Source organism: Albidovulum sediminicola, assembly GCF_025751575.1.
Taxonomy (GTDB): Bacteria; Pseudomonadota; Alphaproteobacteria; order Rhodobacterales; family Rhodobacteraceae; genus Albidovulum; species Albidovulum sediminicola.
The window spans coordinates 139,181-156,134 of record NZ_JAOWLA010000006.1; the positions used below are offsets into that span (position 1 = coordinate 139,181).

General features: G+C 66.1%; 20 protein-coding genes and 1 tRNA gene. 6 read left to right on the forward strand and 15 right to left on the reverse strand.

All coding sequences use genetic code 11. From position 1 onward, the window contains the following. Positions 1-2: 2 nt before the first annotated feature. A complete protein-coding gene (locus OE647_RS08225; protein ID WP_263721240.1) occupies positions 3-791 on the forward strand; it encodes a segregation and condensation protein A in 789 nt (262 codons plus the stop codon). A 65-nt stretch (positions 792-856) separates the two neighbouring features. Then, on the forward strand, positions 857-1,432 hold the full coding sequence (gene scpB / locus OE647_RS08230; RefSeq protein WP_263721326.1) for an SMC-Scp complex subunit ScpB: 576 nt from the start codon (positions 857-859) through the stop codon (positions 1,430-1,432). A gap of 14 nt (positions 1,433-1,446) precedes the next feature. On the opposite strand, the gene OE647_RS08235 is transcribed toward scpB, so the two are convergent. From OE647_RS08235 to OE647_RS08270, 8 genes are all read right to left on the reverse strand, one after another. Continuing rightward, a complete protein-coding gene (locus OE647_RS08235) occupies positions 1,447-2,529 on the reverse strand; it encodes a 2'-deoxycytidine 5'-triphosphate deaminase (RefSeq protein WP_263721241.1) in 1,083 nt (360 codons plus the stop codon). Between the two features lie 57 nt (positions 2,530-2,586). Beyond that, positions 2,587-2,664 (reverse strand) — tRNA-Pro (locus OE647_RS08240). 75 nt (positions 2,665-2,739) lie between these two features. Next, positions 2,740-3,474: a MerR family transcriptional regulator gene (locus tag OE647_RS08245; RefSeq protein WP_263721242.1), complete on the reverse strand. Its 735-nt coding sequence runs from the start codon at positions 3,472-3,474 to the stop codon at positions 2,740-2,742. A gap of 11 nt (positions 3,475-3,485) precedes the next feature. After that, a complete protein-coding gene (gene ihfA / locus OE647_RS08250; protein ID WP_263721243.1) occupies positions 3,486-3,788 on the reverse strand; it encodes an integration host factor subunit alpha in 303 nt (100 codons plus the stop codon). Between the two features lie 92 nt (positions 3,789-3,880). Further along, positions 3,881-4,855, reverse strand: a complete 975-nt coding sequence (locus tag OE647_RS08255; protein ID WP_263721244.1) for a beta-ketoacyl-ACP synthase III — start codon at positions 4,853-4,855, stop codon at positions 3,881-3,883. Further along, positions 4,852-5,973 (reverse strand): phosphate acyltransferase PlsX, encoded by a 1,122-nt coding sequence (plsX, locus tag OE647_RS08260; RefSeq protein ID WP_263721245.1) that lies wholly within the window; start codon positions 5,971-5,973, stop codon positions 4,852-4,854. The genes OE647_RS08255 and plsX overlap by 4 nt, the downstream gene beginning before the upstream one ends. A 23-nt stretch (positions 5,974-5,996) precedes the next feature. Continuing rightward, entirely contained in the window at positions 5,997-6,203 is a 207-nt protein-coding gene (rpmF, locus tag OE647_RS08265; RefSeq protein ID WP_263721246.1) for a 50S ribosomal protein L32, read from the reverse strand. A gap of 199 nt (positions 6,204-6,402) precedes the next feature. Beyond that, on the reverse strand, positions 6,403-6,951 hold the full coding sequence (locus tag OE647_RS08270; protein ID WP_263721248.1) for a YceD family protein: 549 nt from the start codon (positions 6,949-6,951) through the stop codon (positions 6,403-6,405). A gap of 109 nt (positions 6,952-7,060) precedes the next feature. On the opposite strand from OE647_RS08270, the gene OE647_RS08275 reads away from it, so the two are divergent. Then, entirely contained in the window at positions 7,061-7,516 is a 456-nt protein-coding gene (locus OE647_RS08275; protein ID WP_263721249.1) for an outer membrane protein assembly factor BamE, read from the forward strand. 5 nt (positions 7,517-7,521) lie between these two features. Here OE647_RS08275 and msrB read toward each other — a convergent pair whose 3' ends face one another. Further along, on the reverse strand, positions 7,522-7,938 hold the full coding sequence (msrB, locus tag OE647_RS08280) for a peptide-methionine (R)-S-oxide reductase MsrB (RefSeq protein ID WP_263721250.1): 417 nt from the start codon (positions 7,936-7,938) through the stop codon (positions 7,522-7,524). A 67-nt stretch (positions 7,939-8,005) separates the two neighbouring features. Here msrB and OE647_RS08285 point away from each other — a divergent pair, with 67 nt between their 5' ends. Continuing rightward, complete coding sequence (locus OE647_RS08285) at positions 8,006-8,740, forward strand: GNAT family N-acyltransferase (RefSeq protein WP_263721251.1); 735 nt, start codon at positions 8,006-8,008, stop codon at positions 8,738-8,740. A 57-nt stretch (positions 8,741-8,797) separates the two neighbouring features. Here the strand turns inward: OE647_RS08285 and OE647_RS08290 are convergent, their stop codons facing one another. The 4 genes from OE647_RS08290 to OE647_RS08305 form a co-directional block, all read right to left on the reverse strand. Continuing rightward, positions 8,798-9,757 carry a methyltetrahydrofolate cobalamin methyltransferase gene (locus OE647_RS08290; protein WP_263721252.1) on the reverse strand — a complete coding sequence of 320 codons (960 nt, stop codon included), beginning with the start codon at positions 9,755-9,757 and terminating at the stop codon, positions 8,798-8,800. 15 nt (positions 9,758-9,772) lie between these two features. After that, complete coding sequence (locus OE647_RS08295; RefSeq protein ID WP_263721253.1) at positions 9,773-10,696, reverse strand: methylenetetrahydrofolate reductase; 924 nt, start codon at positions 10,694-10,696, stop codon at positions 9,773-9,775. Positions 10,697-10,726: 30 nt separating this feature from the next. Beyond that, positions 10,727-11,023, reverse strand: coding sequence for a virulence factor (locus tag OE647_RS08300; protein WP_263721254.1), 297 nt, complete (start codon positions 11,021-11,023; stop codon positions 10,727-10,729). Positions 11,024-11,259: 236 nt separating this feature from the next. Further along, positions 11,260-11,940, reverse strand: coding sequence for an outer membrane protein (locus tag OE647_RS08305; RefSeq protein WP_263721255.1), 681 nt, complete (start codon positions 11,938-11,940; stop codon positions 11,260-11,262). Positions 11,941-12,232: 292 nt separating this feature from the next. Here OE647_RS08305 and OE647_RS08310 point away from each other — a divergent pair, with 292 nt between their 5' ends. Continuing rightward, positions 12,233-13,345: a Ppx/GppA phosphatase family protein gene (locus tag OE647_RS08310; RefSeq protein ID WP_263721256.1), complete on the forward strand. Its 1,113-nt coding sequence runs from the start codon at positions 12,233-12,235 to the stop codon at positions 13,343-13,345. Positions 13,346-13,413: 68 nt separating this feature from the next. Then, complete coding sequence (locus tag OE647_RS08315; RefSeq protein WP_263721257.1) at positions 13,414-14,175, forward strand: RlmE family RNA methyltransferase; 762 nt, start codon at positions 13,414-13,416, stop codon at positions 14,173-14,175. Positions 14,176-14,178: 3 nt separating this feature from the next. Here OE647_RS08315 and OE647_RS08320 read toward each other — a convergent pair whose 3' ends face one another. Both OE647_RS08320 and OE647_RS08325 read right to left on the reverse strand, forming a co-directional pair. After that, a complete protein-coding gene (locus OE647_RS08320; protein WP_263721258.1) occupies positions 14,179-14,688 on the reverse strand; it encodes a Hint domain-containing protein in 510 nt (169 codons plus the stop codon). A 775-nt stretch (positions 14,689-15,463) separates the two neighbouring features. Next, on the reverse strand, positions 15,464-16,930 hold the full coding sequence (locus OE647_RS08325) for a mannitol dehydrogenase family protein (RefSeq protein ID WP_263721259.1): 1,467 nt from the start codon (positions 16,928-16,930) through the stop codon (positions 15,464-15,466). Between the last annotated feature and the right edge of the window lie 24 nt (positions 16,931-16,954).

Consider the following 16,954-nt stretch of genomic DNA (forward strand, 5'->3'; position numbering starts at 1 on the left):
GCATGGCCGGTCCGAGCCTTTTCGAAGAGGACGCGCAGTCCGTCAGCGACCGGCTTCAGGCCGAGGCGCTGATCGTTGACGTCGATGGCTTCGAAGGCCCCCTTGACCTGTTGCTGACGCTCTCGCGCACGCAGAAGGTCGATTTGCGGCGCATCTCGGTCCTGCAACTCGCCGAGCAATACCTCGTCTTCGTGGAGAAGGCCAAGAAGCTCAGGATCGAGCTTGCGGCGGACTACCTGGTGATGGCGGCCTGGCTCGCCTTTCTGAAATCGCGGCTCCTGCTGCCCCCCGATCCGACTGAGGACGGTCCCTCGGGCGAGGAACTGGCCGCCCATCTCGCCTTCCAGCTTGAACGGCTTCAGGCGATGCGCGAAAGCGCCGCGCGGCTCATGGCGCGGGATCAGAAGGGGCGCGACTTCTTCGCGCGCGGCCTGCCCGAGGATGTCCAGCGCAGCCGCAAGATCCACTACAGCGCCACGCTTCTGGACCTGATGCAGGCCTATGCGCGCATCCGCACCCATGACGAGTTCCGCCCCTATGCCTTCGATCGTGAACATGTCTTCACGATGGAGCAGGCTCTGGACCGGATGCGGGGCCTCATCGGCTTCGCCGGCGACTGGACGGACCTTGTCAGCTACCTTCCGGACGGCTGGTCGGCGGACCCCGCACGGCGGCGCTCGGCCACCGCGGCGACCTTCGCCGCCTCACTCGAACTCGCCAAGCAGGGGCATATCGAGCTAAGACAGTCCGACACCTTTGCCCCCATCGCGATCAGACGGAAGCCGCAGTGACCGACGACGTCCAAGAACCCGAAAAGAGCCTGTTCGAGGCCCCACCCATCGCCGAACAGGAACGGATGGTGGAGGCGATCCTTTTTGCCTCGTCCGATCCCGTGACGGTGGCCGAGATGGCGGCCCGGATGCCCCATGGCGCGGATCCGGCGGAGGCGCTGGTCTATCTGCGCCGCCGCTATGAGGGGCGGGGGGTGCGTGTGGTCAAGGTGGGCGACGCCTGGGCGATCCGGACCGCGCCCGACCTCGGGTTCCTGATGCAGAAGGAAGTGGTGGAGACGCGCAAGCTGTCGCGCGCCGCGATCGAGACCTTGGCGATCATCGCCTATCACCAGCCCTGCACCCGGGCCGAGATCGAGGAGATCCGTGGGGTCGCCGTCAGCCGCGGCACGATCGACCAGTTGCTGGAGCTGGAGTGGATCCGCTTCGGCCGCCGCCGTATGACGCCGGGGCGTCCGGTGACCTTCGTCGTCACCCAATCGTTCCTGGACCATTTCGGGCTGGAGAGCGCGCGCGACTTGCCGGGGCTCAAGGAACTGCGCGCGGCGGGGCTTCTCGACAATCGCCCCATGCCGGGACTGGGGCAGGGCGACGACGAGGGCGAGGACCAGAGCGGGCAGAGCGAGATGTTCGAGGACTAGGCGGGCCGGGGCCGTCAGCCCGCGCGGAAGTGCTTGGACAGCTTCAGCCCCTGGCCCTGGTAGTTGGACTTGATGTCCACGCCGTAAAGCCGCTCCGGCACGGAGACCATGCGCTCATAGATCAGCCGTCCGACGACCTGACCGTGTTCCAGGACGAAGGGCGCCTCGTGACAGCGGACTTCCAGAACGCCCCGCGACCCGGCGCCACCGGCCGCATCGTAGCCGAAGCCGGGATCGAAAAAGCCCGCGTAATGGACCCTGAATTCACCGACCATGGCGAGGTATGGCGCCATTTCGGCAGCGCAGTCGGGGGGGATCGCGATCGCCTCCCGGCTGACGAGGATGTAGAAGGCGCCGGGGTCCAGGATGATGCGCCCTTCGCGTGTGCGCACCTCTTCCCAGAAATCGGCGGGGTCGTAGTGGCCCACGCGGTCAAGGTCGATGACCCCGGCATGGGGCTTGGCGCGGTAGCCGACCAAATCGCCGGATTCGGGCCGCAGGCCCACGGAAAAGGCCAGCCCGTCGGAAATCACCGCCGGGCCAGAGACGATGGGCGTGCGCGCGTGGATGGCGGCAAGCTCGGCATCGTCGATCCGGGTCTGGCCTTGGCGGAAGATGATCTGGCTCAGCATCTGCCCGGTGCGCGCCAGGACCGAGAAGGAGCGCGGGCAGATCTCGACATAAAGTGGGCCGGTGTACCCATCGGGCACGCGGTCGAATTCCGTGCCGTTGTCGGTGATGACGCGGGTCAGAAGATCAAGCCGGCCGATCGAGGATTTGGCCGAGGCCGCCCCCGAGGTGCCCGCCGGAAGGCGAACCGACTCCAGCAGCGGCACGACATAGACGCAGCCCTTTTCCAGCACGGCGCCCTTGGTCAGGTCGATGCGGTGCATCTCGAACTCGGCGATCCGCGCGGCGACGCTGTGGCCCTGTCCGGCCAGGAACGAGGCCCGGACCCGGTAGGCCACGGTGCCAAGGCGCAGGTCGAGACTAGCAGGCTGGATCTGGCCCTCGGCCACGGGCACGGTGGCGGTGATCGCGCCCTTGTCGATCAGATTTCGGATGCCGCTGTCTGCCAGGACGCCGCTGACGGTCATGGCCTTCCCCCGCATGTGCGAACGCCCACCCCTGCAAAGGGGTGGGCGTTTCGGTGTTGGTCGGGCCGGTGAGATTCGAACTCACGACCTTCCGCCCCCCAGACGGACGCGCTAACCAGGCTGCGCCACGGCCCGACGGGGCGGTGTATAGGACGATTGGCACGGCAGGGGCAAGCGTCAAAACGCATCGCGGACAAGTCCTTGTGCGGATTATCCCTCGGGCGGGGTTCCGGCGGTGCGACGACGCTCCGCCAGTGCCTGAAGCCGGTCGTGGACCCGCCGCAGGATCGGTCGATTCCGCGCCACGGCGGCGGGGTCCATGGCCCGGATTCGAACCGCGAGCGGCACGGCCTGCGCCGCCTCACCCGAGGGAAAGGCGTGAACCGTGCCGTCCCGCGTGTCGGGTTGTGGCGGCACGTCGACCTCCATCGGCGCTTCGGGCGCTGGGGAAGCGTCCCCAAGGCCGAAGGGCAGGAAGGGCTGGTTGTCGTCCGCCGAGGGACGCGGCGCCGGGCGGGGCGCGGCGGTGGGCCTGGCGACCGGGGAAGGGGCCGCAGGCGCGGACACCGGAGGGGCAGGCGCTGTTATCGGCGGAACCGGGGCTGAAACAGGTGCTGACGTGACGGCGGCAGACGGAGGGGTTTGGCTCGCTTCAGCCCCGGACGAACCCTCGGCCGCCGGGGCAAGCGCCGCGACATACTTCACCCCGTTCTCCCGCAGGATCTTCTTGACCCCGCGGATGGTGATACCGTCGTCGTGCAAGAGCTTCTTGATCCCCGCCAGAAGGGCGATGTCCTGTGGCCGGTAATACCGCCGCCCGCCCGCGCGCTTCATCGGCTTGATCTGCGCAAACTGGCTTTCCCAGAATCGCAGCACATGCGCGGGGGTGTCGAGCGCCTCTCCGACCTCGCTGATCGTGCGGAACGCCTCGGCCGATTTCGGCATGGGCAGCGGCCTCAGGCCTTGTTGCCGGCCGCGACGCGATCTTTCATCAGATGCGAGGGTCGGAACGTCAGCACACGGCGGGGGTGGATCGGAACCTCGTCCCCGGTCTTGGGGTTGCGGCCGATGCGGGCGGCCTTGTCCCGGACGGAAAATGTCCCGAAGGATGAGATCTTCACCGACTCTCCGGAGACCAGCGCATCGGACATGTGCTGCAGGACGCTCTCGACGAGTTGCGCCGATTCGTTGCGCGACAGGCCCACTTCCTGGAAGACCGCTTCCGTCAGATCCATCCGCGTCAGAGTCTTGTCGCTCATCACGTCCCCCCGGGTTACCTTCGCCAAAGGATGAGGGCTCGGCATTCCCAAGTCAATATCAATGGCTTGACGTGACCAATTCAGGCGGGTTTTTACCACCTGACGACGACAGAACCCCAGGCTAGGCCACCCCCGATCGCCTCTGTCACGATCAGATCGCCTTCCTTGATCTGCCCGCGCGCCTTTCCGACCGACAGCGCGAGGGGAATCGATGCCGCCGAGGTGTTGCCGTGATCCTGCACGGTGACGACCACGCGGTCCATCGGGACCTGCATGCGCTGCGCGGTCGCGGTGATGATGCGCAGGTTCGCCTGGTGCGGAACGATCCAGTCCACGTCCTCGCCGCTCAGCCCAACCTTTTCCAGCGCGGCATGGGCCGTCGCGGCCAGCTTTTCCACCGCATGGCGGAAGACCTGGTTGCCCTGCATGCGAAGCCGGCCGGAGGTGCCGGTGGTCGATACGCCGCCGTCGACGTAAAGAAGGTCTCGGTAGGATCCGTCGCTGTTCAGATCAGTCGCGAGGATGCCACGATCCGCGGTGGTCCCGGTGCCTTCGGCAGCCTCAAGCACCAGCGCCCCCGCGCCGTCGCCGAACAGCACGCAGGTTGCCCGGTCCTCCCAGTCGAGGATGCGGCTGAAGGTTTCGGCGCCGATGACGATGACGCGCTTGGCCTGCCCCGACAGGATCAGCGCGTTGGCATTGGCAAGCGCATAGACGAAACCGGCGCAGACCGCCTGCACGTCGAAGGCAAAGCCCTGACGCATGCCGATCTTGTCCTGGACCATCGAGGCCGCGGAGGGGAAGGTCAGGTCCGGGGTCGATGTCGCGACGATCAGCGCGTCAATCTGGCCGGGCGTCAGCCCCGCATCGTCAAGCGCGGCCTGTGCCGCCTTGGCACCCATTTCCGAGGTCGTTTCGCCCTCGGCCGCGAAATGGCGCCGCTCGATACCGGAGCGGCTGCGGATCCATTCGTCCGTCGTGTCGACGCGGGCCTCGAACTCGCTGTTCGGCACCACGCGCTCGGGCAGGTAGTGCCCCACGCCCTTCACAACGGCACGGATCGTCATTCGGTGTTCCCGTTCTTGTTATTGCCTTCACCGGCATCCTGCGCCGCCTCCGCGAGAGAGGCAACCCGCTGGGCCAGACGCTCCTGGAAGCCCGACCGGGCAAGCCTGTAAGCCAGCGTGATCGCCGCCGCGACGCCGGTGGAATCGGCGGAACCATGCGATTTCACCACGGTGCCGTTCAGGCCCAGGAAGACGCCGCCGTTGACGCGGCGGGGGTCGATGCGCAGTTGCAGCCGCTTGAGCGACCCCATCGCGAAAAGCGCCCCGATCTTGGACAGAAGCGTCGCCCGCAGCGACTCGCGCAGCAGTTCGCCCACCAGTTTCGCGGTGCCCTCGCCGGTCTTCAGCGCGATGTTGCCGGTGAAGCCGTCGGTGACGATCACATCCACCTTGGCCGAGGGCAGGTCCCCGCCCTCGACGAAGCCGACGAAATCGAAGTTCCCGGTCTCGGTCGCCGAGGCGATCAGTTCCTGCGCCTGGCGCAGTTCGGCCCGGCCCTTGTGGTCCTCGGTGCCGACGTTCAGAAGCCCGACGCGCGGCCGGTCGTAGCCAAGCCCGTTGCGGGCATAGGATGCGCCCATCAGCGCGTACTGCAGAAGATCAGGGGCGTCGGCCTTGATGTCGGCACCCACGTCCAGCATGACATTGAAGGGTTTCGGCCCGCGCGAGGGCCAGAGGCAGGCGATCGCCGGTCGGTTCACGCCGGGCAGCTTGCGCAGCCGGATCATCGACACCGCCATCAGCGCGCCGGTATTGCCGCAGCTGACCGCCGCCATGGCATCGCCCTGGCGCAGGGATTCGATCGTTGACCACATCGAGGTGTTCGAGCCCGTCCGCAGGACCTGGCTCGGCTTGTCTTCCATCCGCACGACGCCCTCGGCGTGAACGACGCGGACACGCCCCTTCAGTTCGGGGCGCCGGGCGACCAGAGCGGAAAGCTCGGCTTCATTACCGTGCAGCAGGAAGTCGATATCCCGATGCTCCGCCGCAGACAGCGCAAGACCGGCAACAACCGCTGCCGGTCCCCGGTCGCCACCCATGGCGTCGACGGATATCACGATTCGCCGCGCAGGTGCCTGCGGCACGGTCTCAAAAGCCGGGTCGAGCTCTGATGACATGCCGCAAGCCGACGGGACGCAGCTTACGCCGCGTCTTCGTCCAGATCGACCTCGGCAGCCTGCGCAACGACCTCACGACCATCGTAGTGGCCGCAGGCGCCGCACACGTGGTGCGGGCGCTTGAGTTCGCCGCAGTTCGGGCATTCATTGGGATTCGCAGCGACCAGTGCATCGTGGGCGCGGCGCATGTTGCGGCGGGACCGCGTGACTCGGTTCTGAGGGACAGCCATGTCTCAACCTCGGGTTATTAGGGGGCAAGCCCCGGATTTCCTTGGGTTTTCGTCACTGGTTGCCGGACTGCGACCGGGTGAGAACCCATATTCAAGCGAGGCCGGGAACATACTGCGTTTGCGGGCGGGCGCAAGTGTTTTCTTGGCCTTTTTCCACAAGTTCCGCCAGCGCCAGAAGCGCTGCGGCCGCGTCCCTTTCTCAGGCGTCCTTCTGACCTTTTTTCATCAGGTCCGCAAGCCCCGCAAAGGGCCGTCTGGTCTCTTCCGTCAGGGGTTCGGCGCCCGGCTCGGCGAACTGGGCGGAGCCCAGCTCGGCCCCCTCCGCGCGGGGGTAGAGCGGCAGCGAAAGCGCCAGCGCCTCGGTCAGGACCGTGCCCAGGTCGATGACCGCGGGCAGGGGCTCGACGCTGTCGTCCTCCGGCATCTCGACCTCCTCGCCCTCGGGCTCGGGCATGTCGGCCAGGTAGCGGCGCGTCACGGCCTCATTGATCTTCGTCGTCACGGGCGCGAGCGTGATGATGCAGGGCTGGACCACCCTGGCCGTCAGCTTGGCCGTCAGCAGCCAGTCCCGGCGGCCCTGCGGGGCAAGTTCGCCGATGAAGGCAAGCTCGGGCAGGGCCGACAGGCCAAGCGCCGCCGCGATCCGGTCGCGCGCGCCCGCGTCGGGCGTGAGGCGAAAGCGCGTAGGCTTGCGTCCGGCAAGCTCCGCCGGACGCAGGGGGTGGGAAAAGGACGGGGTTTCTGTCACGGTGACGACCTCCGGGTTCGGGGCGCGGAAGGGATTGCTGCCTTGAAGGGCCCCTGCCGCATGCTATAAGCCGGATAGAAGGCAAGAGGCGGCGAGGCAAGAGGGCTGCATGATCAAGGTGGCGAAAGCGGTTCGTCTGGTCGCGATGGGGCTTGCGCTCCTGGCTTTGACCGCATGCACGACCGTCTACCGCAATCACGGCTACGCGCCGGCGGACGCGGACCTGGAAAAGGTCGTCGTCGGCGAATCGACCAAGCAGGACGTGGCAACCGCCGTCGGACGGCCCTCCTCGATCGGGGTGCTGGCGGAATCGGGCTGGTACTACGTCGGCAGCCGCTTCAAGCATTTCGCCTGGAAAGCGCCAGAGGAGGTCGAGCGTCAGGTCGTCGCCATCAGCTTCGACCAAGACGGCGTTGTCGAGAACGTTGAGCGCTTCGCGCTGGAGGACGGCCAGGTAATCGCCCTGTCGCGGCGCGTGACTGACAGCAATATCAAGGGCCTGAGCTTCCTGCGTCAGCTTCTGGGCAATATCGGCAACTTCACGGCCGACCAGTTCGCCCAGTAGGGGCGTCAGCCGGACTCTTTGGTCAGCGCCACGCCGTTGATGCAGTAGCGCAGCCCGGTGGGCGCAGGGCCGTCGGGAAAGACATGGCCCAGATGCGCCTCGCAGGCCGCGCAATGGACCTCTGTCCGGCGCATGAACCAGCTGCGGTCCTCGCTTTCGCCAACCGCCTCAGCCGTCAGGGGCTGCCAGAAGCTTGGCCAGCCGGTGCCGGAGTCGAACTTGGTCGCCGCGTCGAAGAGGGGCGCGCCACAGCAGACGCAATGGAACGTGCCGGGGCCCTTGGGGAAGTCGTCATGGGTGAAGGCGCGTTCAGTCCCGTGCTTGCGCGTGACCTTATAGGCAAGCTCGGAAAGCTGGGCGCGCCACTCATCGTCGGATTTCTGGATCTTGGCTGTCATGGGGTCCTGTCGCAGGTCTGTCATCTATGCGAAAACTCTGGCACCGAATGTAGGGCCTTGGCCCCGCCCGGCCAAGCGGGAGGCGATCACGATGTCAGGACTGGAGCGCGGGCGCTATGTCGCGCGTTTTGCCGCCTCTGCCGGGGATCTGGAGGCTGTTCTGGCGCTGCGGGCGCAGGCGTTCCGGGGCGGCGCCGACGACCGTGACGCATGGGACGACCGCTGCCGCCACTTGCTGGTCGCGCCGCGCGACGGTGGGCCGGTCCTGGCAAGCTGCCGCGTTCTCCTCCTGCCCTCGGGCGAGGCCTTCGCGGACAGCTATTCCGCGCAGTTCTACGATGTGCCCGCCATGACCCGCATTAGGTCCCCGATGGCGGAGCTTGGCCGTCTTTGCCTGGCGCCTGTTGCCACGCAGGACCCCGACGTGCTGCGCCTGCTTTGGGCCGCGCTGACGCGCGCCTTGGGGGAAGGGGGCGTCACCCGCCTTTTCGGCTGCTCGTCCTTCCCGGGCGCCGATCCGGCGCGCCACGCGCCAGCCCTGAGGCTGCTGGCGGCGCGCTACCTGCTGGCCGCCCCCTGGCAGGTCGCCGCGAGGACGGCGGAGCGCGTCGTGCTGACGGGCGGTTCCACCGCTGATCCGGATGTCGCGCGCGCGGGCCTGCCGCCGCTCTTGCGCAGCTACCTGGCGATGGGTGGGCGCGTCGGGGCCGAGGCGGTGATCGACCGCGATCTCGACACGCTTCATGTCTTCACGCTGGTCGATGTCGCGGCCATGCCGCTCGCGCGGCTGGCGGCGCTCCAGGCAATGGCGCGTCAGGGGCAATGAAAAATGCCCCGGGTTTCCCCGGGGCATTCGTCGCATTCAGGTTATGGCCTTGGGGCCTTAGCCGCGCGCGCGGCGCCCGCCACGGCCACCACGGCCAGCAGCGGCAACCTCGGCCGAGGCGGTGGCAAAGTCCTTGCCCTCTTTGACCGCGTCCAGAACGCGGGAGAACTTGATCCACTCACCGCCGTTGGCGTCGTGGTTCATCAGGAAGTTCGCGGCGCGGATCGCTTCCATCTCGACCGAGCGGACCGGGTTCATGATCGCGGAGGTCATGCCCGCGCCGATCGCCATCGGCAGGAAGGCGGCGTTGATGCCGTGACGGTTCGGCAGCCCGAAGGAGATGTTGGAGGCGCCGCAGGTCGTGTTGCAGCCCAGCTCCTCGCGCAGGCGCTTGACCAGGGTGAAGACCTGACGGCCCGCCGTCGCCATCGCGCCGACCGGCATGACCAGGGGGTCGACGACGATGTCATGCGCCGGAATGCCGAAGTCGGCGGCGCGCTGCACGATCTTGCGCGCCACCTCGAAGCGGACGTCCGGGTCCTCGGAGATCCCGGTGTCGTCGTTGGAGATCGCGACGACAGGAACGTTGTACTTCTTGACCAGCGGCAGAACGAGCTCCAGACGCTCTTCCTCGCCCGTGACCGAGTTCAGGAGCGGGCGGCCTTCGGCGGCGGCGAGGCCGGCTTCCAGCGCGCCGGGAACCGAACTGTCGATGCAAAGCGGCACATCGACCAGCCCCTGGACGATGTTGATCATCTTCGTCATCAGCGGCGGTTCGGTTTCGTTCGGGTTCGGGTTGGAGTTGTAGACCACGCCCGCGTTGACATCGAGCACCATCGCCCCGCAGGCCACCTGCTCCAGCGCGTCCTTTTCGACGGTCGAGAAATCGCCCGCCTCAAGCTCGGCGGCCAGCTTCTTGCGCCCCGTGGGGTTGATGCGCTCGCCGATCACGCAGAACGGCTCGTCAAAGCCGATGACGACGGTTTTCGTTTTCGATTCAACGACGGTACGGGTCATGGTTCACCTTATCTCTTAGCTTTTCGCGGCCGGGACGGCGGACTTGCCGCCATGCTCGATGGCCCAGGTTGCGTTGGTCTTGATCCCGCCCAGCGGGAAGAAGTGGACGGATTCAATGCCGAAGGAGGGGTTGGCGGCCTTGTGGGCGGCCAGCTCGGCCACGAACTCGTTCGGTTCGTAGGGCAGAAGCAGTTTCGTCACGTCCATCGCGCGCTTTTGCAGGACCTTCAGCGAGGGGCCCACGCCGCAGGCGATCGCGAACTTGATCATGGTCTGAAGCTTCGCGGGGCCCGCCACGCCGATATGGACCGGAATGTCGACGCCTTCGGCGTTCAGGCGGTTGACCCAGGCGATGACGGGCTTCGCCTCGAAGCAGAACTGCGTGGCCATCGCCATCTTGGCGTCGCTACGCTCCTTGAACGCCTGCTTCCACTTGAGCGCGGCCATGACGTTCTTGTCCGACCCGTCGGGGTCGATGTCCTTGTTGCCCTCGGGGTGGCCCGCGACGTGCAGCCGCTCGAACCCGTCAAAGAGGCCGGTTTCGATCAACTGCATGGAGTTGTCGAAGTCGCCATGCGGGGTGGAGATGCCGCCGCCGAGCAGCAGCGCCTGCTTTACGTCCGCCTCGGCCTTGTAGCGCTCGATCCAGTTGGCCAGCGTCGCCTTGTCCTTGATGATGCGCGCGGGGAAGTGCGGCATCACCGGGAAGCCCTCGGCGTTCAGCCGCTTCGCCGTCGCGACCATGTCCTCGATCGGCGTGCCCTCGATATGGGCGATGTAGACGCGGGTGCCCTTTGGCAGGATTTCACGGAAATCCTCGACCTTCTCGGCGGTGCGCGGCATCACCTCGATCGAGTAGCCGGCCAGGAAGGCCTCTGTCGCCTCGGCGGACCCGGCGGGGGCGGGGGTTTCCTTGCGGCGGAAGTTCAAAAGTGCCATGGCGGCTCTCCAAAGGTTCTGGCGGGGCACTCAGGCCCAGCCGTCGTTCGCGATCAGCGCCTTGATGCGCTCATTGTCGTATTCAGCCTCGATCCGGGCAAGTTCCGCGGTCGCGACGGTTTCGTCCTCGCCCTCGATCTGGACCGGGGCGGCCTTGCGCCACTCGGCCAGGTAGGCGTCGGTGTCACGCGCGCCGATCTTCATGGCGCAGCGGTCGATGGCCTGCTCGAACCGTTCCGGCAAAGGCTTTTTCACGCCGCGCCGCCCCTTGCCCACGATGATCTGGGCCGGGATGTCGCGCCAGTAGACGATGGTGACCTCTGCCATTTCGAATCCTCGATTGCTGGCCCCTCAATACGCCGCCTCTTGCGACAGGCGATGACGGTTTTCGACATGGTGCGCCATTAGAGCGACTTTTATTCCGTGATAGCGGCACCGCGCCCCTCGCGCCAGCGTCGCAATGCGCAAAGTCTCTTGTTGTCGACGAGGCTGCTTGAGGGGGCCAAAAAAACACCCCCGGACTTCCGGGGGTGGCACAAAGATCTCACGCTCTGGTTGGCGGCTTACCAGCGATAGTTGGCCCCGAGTTGCAGCGTGCCGAACTTGACTTCGGTATGGCACGGGCCACAAGCGAACGGAAGGTCCAGCGTGCCAAGATCGTTGAGCACATATTCGGCGGAAACCGTCAGGTTGTCGCGTACCGCATGTTCAACGCCGAGACCGTAGGCCCATCCGTTCAGCCGGTCCTCGCCATGGATGCCGAAGGCCGGGGTGGAGCCCGTGACTTGCGCCGACGCGAGCCCCACCGTCCCGAAAATTAGGGTCTGGCCCACGGCGCGGCCCACCCGCGCGCGGACCGAGTAATAGTCTTCAATCTCTGTGGTGCAGCCCCCTGCGCTCCCGCAGAAGAACACGGTGTTCACGTCATCGACGGCCGAAACGGTCCCCGAAACCCCTTCGAGCAGGGCGCCGAACACCAAGTTGCCGCGCTGCCAGTCGCGGCCCGCACGCACCGAGAAGGTTGTTCCGTCGAACCCGGATTTGCTACCGGAGCCTATGCCCGTCGCCTCCCAGGTGACCGACCCATCAGCGATCCCGATTCCTAGGCCCACGTAGGCGCCCGACCAATCGTAGTCTGCGACCGGCGCAAAGGTCGCCGGCTCTTCGGCGGTCTCACCCATGCCTCCGGCCCAAGCGCCGGTTGCCGCACAGATTGCCGCGATTGCAAATATGCCGATCTTCATGCCTCACCCCTTTTCTTTTCAACATCGTCCAGAGGTCGGCAGTTTTTCGCCGCCTCAAGCGAAGGACGCATTCAAGGTGTGATTCTAGGTCCATGTGAACGGCATGATGAGCAATTTGTGACAATTCGTCGGCGGGTTTTCGCCGAAGTTGCCCTTGGGACACACGACGGGTTGTCCCAGTCGGTGGTGGTCAACGCGATCCGACGGGTTCGAATTCTCACCGGAAAGCCAGCTTGATTGATGCGGGGGGGGCGTCTAATCTGGACCCAACTCAAGTTCGGAGGGCGCGAAGATGGCGCCCAGGCGTCCTGGCGGTCAGGGCGCGTTCCCGGTCCCGGTCGAGCCGCTCAAGGCCGCAAAACCCGATCCCGCGCAGCTTTATGCGGCGCTGGACCTCGGGACAAACAGTTGTCGCATGCTGGTCGCCCAACCGAAGGGCAGCCAGTTTCATGTCGTTGACAGCTTCTCGAAATCCGTCCAGCTCGGCATGGGGCTGGAGGCTTCCGGCCGGCTCAGCCGCGCCTCCATGTCGCGGACGATCCAGGCGCTTCAGATCTGCCGCCGCAAGCTCGACCAGCTTGAAGTGCGCCGGATGCGCCTGGTCGCGACCGAGGCATGCCGCCGGGCGAAGAACGCACGCGACTTCCTCAGGATGATCCGGCGGGAAACCGGTCTGTCGCTGGACATCATAGAGCCGGAGGAGGAAGCGCGGCTGGCGGTGGTGTCCTGCGCGCCGCTCGTCTCCACCCGCACCGAACAGCTTCTGGTCGTCGATATCGGCGGCGGTTCGACAGAACTGGTCTGGATCGACCTGTCGGCGGTGCCGCGCGGCGATCGCCCGCGCGCGATTATGCGCCTTCACGCGGGCTTTCACCCGCCCGCGAGCCCGTTCCCGGCGGCGAAGGTCGTTGACTGGATCTCCGTCCCGCTGGGGGTCGCGACGCTTAACGACCAGTTCAACGATGTCGACGACGACGCCGCGCGCTTTGCGCTGATGAGCTGGTTCTTTGAGGAGAAGCTGGCCGATTTCTCTCCCTACAGCGCCAGCCAGTCGCGCGAGGGGTTCCAGATCATCGGCACCTCGGGCACGGTCACGACCGTTGCGGCCAGCCACCTTGGCCTCAGGCGCTATGACCGGACCAAGGTGGACGGGCTGCGCATGACCTCGGACCAGATCGACCGGGTCATCCGCGAATACCTGGCGCTGGGGCCAGAGGGGCGGCGGACCGATCCCAGGATCGGGCGCGACCGGCACACGCTGATCATGTCGGGCGCGGCGATCCTTCAGGCGCTGATGCGCATCTGGCCGACCGACCGGCTGTCGGTCGCGGATCGCGGCCTGCGCGAGGGGCTGCTTTACGCGCAGATGTCGGCGGACGGGGTGCTGGAGGACGGGCCCTACTAAGGCTCTGCGGTTGCGGGATCGCGCGCGCCGGTCTATCTGGGCCGCAACGAAAGGGTAGGGCGCAGCACATGGCCAAGACACCATCCGGCAAGACCTCGGGCCGCGGGCAGCGGGAGCTGCGCGTGCGGGTCAAGACCGCCAAGGGGCGCAAGCTGTCCTCCACCCTCTGGTTGGAGCGGCAGTTGAACGACCCCTACGTCCAGCGCGCCAAGAAAGAAGGCTACCGCGGACGCGCGGCCTACAAGATCCTGGAGCTTGACGACAAGTACCGCTTCCTGGTGCCGGGCGCGCGGGTCGTGGACCTTGGCTGCGCGCCGGGCGGCTGGTGCCAGGTGGCGGTTGAGCGCGTGAACGCCCTTGGCGAGAAGTCCGGCAAGAAGGTCGGACGGGTCATCGGCGTCGATCTTCAGGAGGTGGAGCCCATCGCGGGCGCCGAGATCCATCAGCTCGACTTCCTGTCCGAGGGCGCCGACGACAAGGTCAAGGCATGGCTTGGCGGGCGGGCCGACGTGGTGATGAGCGACATGGCCGCCTCGGCATCCGGCCACAAGGGGACCGACCACCTGCGCATCATGGCCCTTTGCGAAGCGGCGGTGGAGCTTGCCTTCGATGTGCTGGAAGAGGGCGGGACCTTCGTGGCCAAGGTGCTGGCCGGCGGCGCGGAAAGCGAGCTTCAGGCGATGCTCAAGCGCGCCTTCACCAAGGTCGCCAACGTGAAACCCCCCGCAAGCCGCGCCGACAGTTCCGAAAAATTCGTCGTCGCGACCGGGTTCCGGGGCCGCGAGGGCAAGGGCGTGGGCAAGGCCGGGGACGAGACGCCCGAGGACTAGACCTCAGGGGGCGGTCGGGATCAGCACGCCTTCAACGCTGATCGAGGTCGAGATGCCGCAGTGAAACAGGTAGTAGTCATGGCCGAAGCTCGGCTGGCGCATCACGCCCGGGCGTTGCAGCAGATCGCGCGCGCGGCGCAACTCCGGCGCCGAGGGGTTCGCTGAGGTCGCGATCATCTGGTGGGGTGAGACCAGAAGGTCATTGCGCGGGCGGCCGGGACCGAAGCAGTTGGCCGGAATTCTGACAGGGGCGGCATCCGGGCAGTGCTCCAGGAACTCTTCGTCGAGTTTCATCCTGTCGGTCGCGACGACCTTCACGAAGGCCCCCGTGACCGTTCGCACGGGATCGTTTCTGCGCAGCCCCTGAATCGGCATCTCTCCGAACGAGGTCGTGACATGCGCGTTCCAGCAAAGTCCCGGCAGGGTCCATTCTGCCGTGCGTGGGCGCGCCCATTGCGCGCGCGCGACGGCGGCCTTGAAATCGCTTTGGTGGTGATCGAAATGGCTCTGCATAGATCGACCGATCCTGTTGCAGTGCCGTTACCACGAGGCATGCCGGGGCGGAGCAGACTTCGGCCCCGGCACACCTCACCGTGGTATCAACGCGCCGACCCCGGTCGGCAATACTCGTTAAAAAACAGCACTGGTACTACGCTACTGGTTACTTGGAGGTCCCGGAGGTGGAGCTTTCCGGAACCGCCATGAGCTAAGGGAACACGAAATTCGCGGCGGGGTTAAGGCGTTTTTTTGAGTGACGTCCGCTTTTCGCGGGTCCGAAGTCATTCATGAAAAACGGGCGGAAGATCTGGTTGTGGCCGCCCGAAACAAAAGTCTAAAGGTTGTTATCCTTTAGTTAGTTTTTGTCTGGATGGTCCAAGAAATTGTTTCCGATTTGCGATCAAATGAAATTTTTGTGTGCCGCGCTGAAGGGTCCGATTTTTCCCTCCGTGACGGGTTTTTAGTTGGAAACAATAGACAATTCCGCTGAGGAATACGCCTGAATTGGGTGATGATCAACCTATGATTGCATTTTGATGATTCTATTGCGCTTGAGTATGGCGTAAATGTGTCGCCAATTGCGTTGTGAGTCGCGCAATATGTATTTTCCCAAGAAACGCCCATGAATCGCCTCTTTCCGAGGATCCGAGACCGTTTCGGAAGCGCTGATTTGTAGCGTCATGGGGCCTTGCGGCCGGCGTTCCGCGGATCGGGCTGCCGCATACAAAGCCCGCCCGCCCGGGCTCCGCCCTGCGCGCAAGCTTCAGGCCAGGCGCCTTGTCGGCAGTGGTTAGTCGGCAAGGAAGCGCGCGATTGTTTCACGGCATCCATCGCGCCACAGGCGGGCGAGCGCGTCCGCGAATGCGGTCGCGAAGGGCGGCTCGGCCCCAAGCGTGCCGTAGATCCCGGGCTGGGCGAGCCAGACAGCGGGGGCGGTGCGTGCGGCCAGCGCCGCGCGACGGAGGTCGTCCCAGTTCGGGTCGTTGGGTTCGATGGTCGATCCATCCTCGCGCTCGCCCGCACACATCCGCGCCCAGAGAGCCTCTGCCAGCGCCAGGCCGCGCACCGATTGCCCGGCGGCGAGCGCGTCGCGCAGGCTTTGGAACAGGAAGCCCGGATGGCGGGACGAGCCGTCGAAGGCCACGCGGCGGGTGGTGTCGCGGATCTGCGGGTTGGTGAACCGCCGGTCGATCAGGTCCAGATAGGCTGCGGGCGTCATGCTGGGGACAGGTGCGACGAATGGCACGATCTCCTCTTCCTCGACCTTGCGGAAGAAGGCGCGGATCTGCGGGTCGGCCATGCAGTCAGCAATCGTGGGGACCGAGAGCAGCTCGCCCACATTGGCCAGAAGCTGGTGGCCGCCATTGAGGATGCGAAGCTTCATGGATTCGTAGCTGTGCACGTCGTCGGTCAGCGTCGCGCCGGCCTTCTCGAACGCTGGTCTGCCGGCGCAGAAGTCGTCCTCGATCACCCATTGGCGGAAGTTCTCATGCGTGACCGGCGCCGCGTCGTCGATGCCGAGTTGCCGCGCCCGTTCGATCACCTCTGGTGTCGTCGCGGGGACGATGCAATCGACCATGGAGTTCGGGAAGGCGGTGTTGGTGTCGATCCAGCCCGCCAGATCCGGATCGGAAAGCCGCGCAAGCTCCACCACGCATTGGCGCAGGATCGCCCCGTTGCCTTGAAGGTTGTCGCAGCAAAGCGCGGTGAAGGAGGGCAGGCCGGCGTCCCGGCGCAGCCGCAGCGCGGCGATGATGGCGCCGAAGACGGTGCGCGGACGGTCCGGGTTCGCGGCGTCGTGGCGGATGTCCTCGTGCGTGGCGTCGAAACCGCCGGTCTTGCCGTCGCGGTAATAGCCGCCCTCGGTCACGGTCATCGACACGATGCGGATCGCGGGTTCGGCCATCTTGCGGATAAGGGGGGCGTTGCCCTCCACGATGGGCAGGTAGTCGATCATCGCGCCCGTCACCTCGACCGAGATGCCGGAGGGGTCGAGCTCGATCAGCGTGGTCAGGCAGTCCTGCGCGCGCAGCCGTTCTCGCATCGCGGCATCGTATGGGCGCACACCGGCGCCGACGATCGCCCAGTCCATGGCCTCGCCCGCCTGCATGAGGCGGTGCAGGTACCAGGCCTGGTGCGCCCGGTGGAAGTTGCCAAGGCCGATATGGACGATGCCCGGCGTCAGGGCCGACCGGTCATAGTGGGGACGCAGGACGTTGGTGGGCAACTGGCCGAGGGTCGCGTTGCTGAGTTTCATGGTTTGGGCACCTCGCGCGTGAGC